The sequence below is a fragment of the bacterium genome, assembly GCA_035371905.1.
Lineage (GTDB): Bacteria > Ratteibacteria > UBA8468 > B48-G9 > JAFGKM01 > JAMWDI01.
The window spans coordinates 1-3,828 of record DAORXQ010000134.1 but is presented as its reverse complement, the minus strand read 5'-3'; the positions used below and the strand labels follow the sequence as shown (position 1 = coordinate 3,828).

General features: G+C 28.0%; 6 protein-coding genes. 5 read left to right on the top strand and 1 reads right to left on the bottom strand.

Translation table 11 applies throughout. From position 1 onward, the window contains the following. The 5 genes from PKV21_09545 to PKV21_09525 form a co-directional block, all read left to right on the top strand. Positions 1–1,318, top strand: a 1,318-nt coding sequence (locus tag PKV21_09545) for a DUF3387 domain-containing protein (GenBank protein ID HOM27729.1), incomplete at its 5' end; no start/stop codon positions are given. Next, a complete protein-coding gene (locus PKV21_09540; GenBank protein ID HOM27728.1) occupies positions 1,308–1,835 on the top strand; it encodes a M48 family metallopeptidase in 528 nt (175 codons plus the stop codon). The genes PKV21_09545 and PKV21_09540, both read left to right, overlap by 11 nt. 100 nt (positions 1,836–1,935) lie before the next feature. Then, complete coding sequence (locus PKV21_09535; GenBank protein ID HOM27727.1) at positions 1,936–2,304, top strand: PadR family transcriptional regulator; 369 nt, start codon at positions 1,936–1,938, stop codon at positions 2,302–2,304. Between the two features lie 4 nt (positions 2,305–2,308). Continuing rightward, positions 2,309–2,542 (top strand): DUF5320 domain-containing protein, encoded by a 234-nt coding sequence (locus PKV21_09530; protein ID HOM27726.1) that lies wholly within the window; start codon positions 2,309–2,311, stop codon positions 2,540–2,542. Then, complete coding sequence (locus PKV21_09525; protein ID HOM27725.1) at positions 2,543–3,256, top strand: MBL fold metallo-hydrolase; 714 nt, start codon at positions 2,543–2,545, stop codon at positions 3,254–3,256. 4 nt (positions 3,257–3,260) lie between these two features. Here PKV21_09525 and PKV21_09520 read toward each other — a convergent pair whose 3' ends face one another. Beyond that, positions 3,261–3,761 (bottom strand): TIGR00725 family protein, encoded by a 501-nt coding sequence (locus PKV21_09520; protein ID HOM27724.1) that lies wholly within the window; start codon positions 3,759–3,761, stop codon positions 3,261–3,263. Positions 3,762–3,828: the final 67 nt, after the last annotated feature.

Here is a 3,828-nt window from a genome sequence, read left to right as displayed (position 1 = left end):
TAAATATTTACCGCCTGAATATTCAGAAGTTGTTATGAGTTTTAAAATTGATGAAAAAGAACCTATAAACTCATTTTATTATGAATGGAAGAAAAGGTATTCAGGATTTGCAAATGACAAAGAAAGAATTAAAAAGATAATAGATGACTTTAAAGAAAAGGAATATCCGAAAATTTTGATAGTTACTGATATGCTTATTACTGGTTTTGATGCTCCAATTTTACATGTTTTATATCTTGATAAATTATTAAAAAAACACCGACTTCTACAAACAATTGCAAGAACAAATAGACCTTATGGAGATGTTAAAGAATGTGGATTTATTATTGATTATGCTGGAGTAATAAAAAATCTGAAATATGCTTTAAAAGAATATTACAAAAGCGAAATAAAAGGACTTATAACTGAGTATGATAAACTTTTTGAAGAGTTTGAAAAATGTATTGAAAATATGAAAGAGATTTTTAAGAATATTAAGTTTAAAATTGAAAGGGAAGTCCTTTTGAAATCTTTGGATATTTTAAGAGATGACAAAATAAGAGATAGATTTTTTGAGAATTATAAAAAAACAAGGAAGATTTTTGAAATTCTCGCTTCTCATCCAGAAAAATTGAAGTACTTAAAAGAATTTAAATGGTTTTCTGCTGTTTATGATTATTACAGAAAATTGACTGAAGATGAGGAAGAAAAAGAACTTGTTGATAAATTTTTTAAAAAAACGGTTGATTTTGTCCATAAAAATTTAAAAGTAAAAGAAATAAAAAAAACACTGCCAAGTTTAAAATTAGATTTGAAAACAATTGAAGAGATTAGAAAAAGTGCTATTCCTGAAAAAGAAAAGGTTGTGAATATTATTTTTATTCTTTCAAAACTTGTTTATGTTGAAAGAGGAAAAAATCCTGTTTATAGAACAATTGCTGATAGAATAGATGACCTGATAAGAAAATGGAAGGAAAGGAAGATTGAAATTGAGGAGTTATTTAAGGAAGAGAAAGAAATTTTGAAGGAAATAGAAATAAAAGAAAAAGAGAAAGAAAAACTTGAATTTGATAATTTTGACTATGGGCTTTATTTAATTTTAAAAGATGAGATAAAAGAAGATGAAATTACACTTAAAAATTATGTTGAAGAGATAAAAAATGGAATAAAAGATAGTATGGTTGAAAACTGGATTGAAAACCCAGCGTTAAGACAGGTAATTGAGAGAAAAACAAGAGAGATATGTCTTGAGATAAAAAATAAACATAATTTAGATTATGAAAAATTTGATTTATTACACAGGAAAATTATTGAATTTGTGAAGGAATATGGAAGTTAAGGATTTTTTAATTGTAAAAAGGAATGTTAAATATCCAAGAATAGAACTTAAAGGGAAATTTGTTTTAATTCTGCCACTTAAAGGTAATTTTAGACCAGAAGAAATAATTGAGAAACATAGGGTTTGGATTGAAAAGAAGATTGAATTTATAGAAAAAATAAAGGGAAAATATAAGGATAAAAAGATTTATAAAAGGGATGATGAAGAACTGAAAAGAATTGTTTTGAAGTATATAAAAAGATATTCTGAAAAAATGAAAGTAAAAGTTAAAAAAATTTATTTCAGGGATATGAATTCAAAATGGGCAAGTTGTAGAAGAAATGGAAGTTTGAGTTTTAATTTGAAACTAAAATACTTACCAAAATCTTTGATAAAATATGTTGTTTTTCATGAAATGGTTCATATTTTAATACCAAATCATAAATCAATTTTCTGGGATTATATAAAAAAAGAGTTTAAAAATCCTGAAAAATATGAGGAAATGCTTTACGGATATTGGTTTTCTTTGTTTGGCTAATCCTTCCTAATTTAAATTTTTAATTTTTTTTATTTAACTATTGACAATTTGCACATATGTGGGTATAATAAATATAGAAAATTTGAAAATAGGAGGAAAAATGAGGTGGAGACATGGTTGTAGATGGATGGCATTTGGTTCAGGTGATTTACTTGGTGTATTGATTTTAACGATTTTATTGAAAAAACCTACTTATGGATATTCTTTAATGGATGAACTTAAAAATCTTGGAATTGATATTACATTTTTACACTATACAATTGTTTACAGAACTTTAAGGATGATGGAGATTTCAGGACTTGTAATTTCAACATGGGATACAACTGGAACAGGACCTGCAAGAAGAATTTATAGTATAACTGAGACAGGAAGAGAATTTTTGAAAAACTGGTATGAATGGGCAAAAAAGGACTTAAAAATTATGGAAAATATAATAAATGAAATTGAAAAAAATATGGAAAGGAGGTGAGAATATGTGCAGAAGAGGTAGAGGATTTGGATTTGGTGGCTGGACTCCTCCTTATCCCTATATTGGAATAGGAAGGGGAGGACTTCCAAGATGTGCATGGCCTGGTTTTTGGTATGGATATACACCGGATATAACACCTGAGGAAGAGATTAAATATTTAAAAGAAGAGGCAGAGTTTTTGAAAAAGCAACTATCTGAAATAGAGAAAAGAATAAAAGAAATTGAAAGAGAAAAATAAATGGAAATAAAAGTTATTTTTGATAAGGACACAGATGAGAAGTTTTTACAGACAGGGTGGGGTGTTTCTTTTCTTATTGAAGAAAAAATTCTTTTTGATACAGGAGAAAAAGGAGAATGGTTAATTAATAATTTTAAAAAATTGAAGGTTGATATAAATAAAATTGAAAAGGTTGTTATTTCTCATGAGCACTGGGACCATACAGGTGGCTTATGGGATTTATTAAAAATTAAAAAAGGGATTGAAGTTTATGGATGTAAAGGATTCAGTGAAAAATTTAAAGAAAATGTGAAAAAGGAAGGGGGCAATTTTATTGAAATAGAAAAACTGATAGAATTTGAAGAAAAAATTTTTACCACAGGAGAGATAGAAGGATATTATAAAGGGAAAAAAATTGTAGAACAGTCATTAATAGTAAAAGGAAAAAATGATATTTCAGTTCTTACAGGTTGCGCTCATCCAGGAATATTAAAAATAATTGATTATATAAGAGATTTTTTTCCTGATGAGAGTATTTATGCAGTTATAGGTGGTTTTCATTTAATTGAAGAGGAAAAAAGAATTGTTGAGATTATAGTTGAAGAATTTAAAAAAAGAAATATTAAAAAAGTCGGACCGACTCACTGTACAGGTGTTTTAGGCATTGAGTTATTCAGGGAAAGATTTAAAGAGAATTTTTTAGAAATAAAAGTAGGTCAGAAAATAGAAGTGTAAAGAATTAAATAAGTTTAAAGGCGAGTTCAATTGCTTCTTCTGGGGTTTCAACTATATATGGTTTTTCTTCAAATTTTTCAAGTATTTCCTTCTTACTTAATAATTCACATATACCCTTTGAAGAAGAGATTAAAATTACAGGTTTTCCAAGAGCAATAGCCATTGATATTTCATTCAAAGTTCCCCATCTTCCGCATATCCCTATTACACAGTCAGCACTGTTAACAATTATATAATTTCTATAAAAACCAAGATTTGTTCCTATTGGTATGTCTATATATTTATTTGCTTTTGATTTATCATAAGGAAGAATGCCGACAGTTATTCCCTCTTTTTTCTTTGCTCCTTTTGCTACTGCTTCCATAACCCCACCAAGTCCTCCACAGATAAGAATTCCACCCTTTTCAGCAATTAAAGAGCCAACTTTTTCAGCAATTTTTAAAACTCCCGCATCTAAATTTTTATCACCTACATTACTTCCACAGACAGCAATTATTTTTTTCATTTTAATAAAGAAAACGCCCCCAGCCGGACTCGAACCGGCGCTACCACCTTGAAAGAGTGGTGACCTA

Bases quoted from the DNA above. Each gene is read 5' to 3' on its own strand.
- PKV21_09530 (HOM27726.1), top strand. From the start codon at position 2,309: ATGTGCAGAAGAGGTAGAGGATTTGGATTTGGTGGCTGGACTCCTCCT.
- PKV21_09540 (HOM27728.1), top strand. From the start codon at position 1,308: ATGGAAGTTAAGGATTTTTTAATTGTAAAAAGGAATGTTAAATATCCA.
- PKV21_09525 (HOM27725.1), top strand. From the start codon at position 2,543: ATGGAAATAAAAGTTATTTTTGATAAGGACACAGATGAGAAGTTTTTA.
- PKV21_09535 (HOM27727.1), top strand. From the start codon at position 1,936: ATGAGGTGGAGACATGGTTGTAGATGGATGGCATTTGGTTCAGGTGAT.
- PKV21_09520 (HOM27724.1), bottom strand. From the start codon at position 3,761: ATGAAAAAAATAATTGCTGTCTGTGGAAGTAATGTAGGTGATAAAAAT.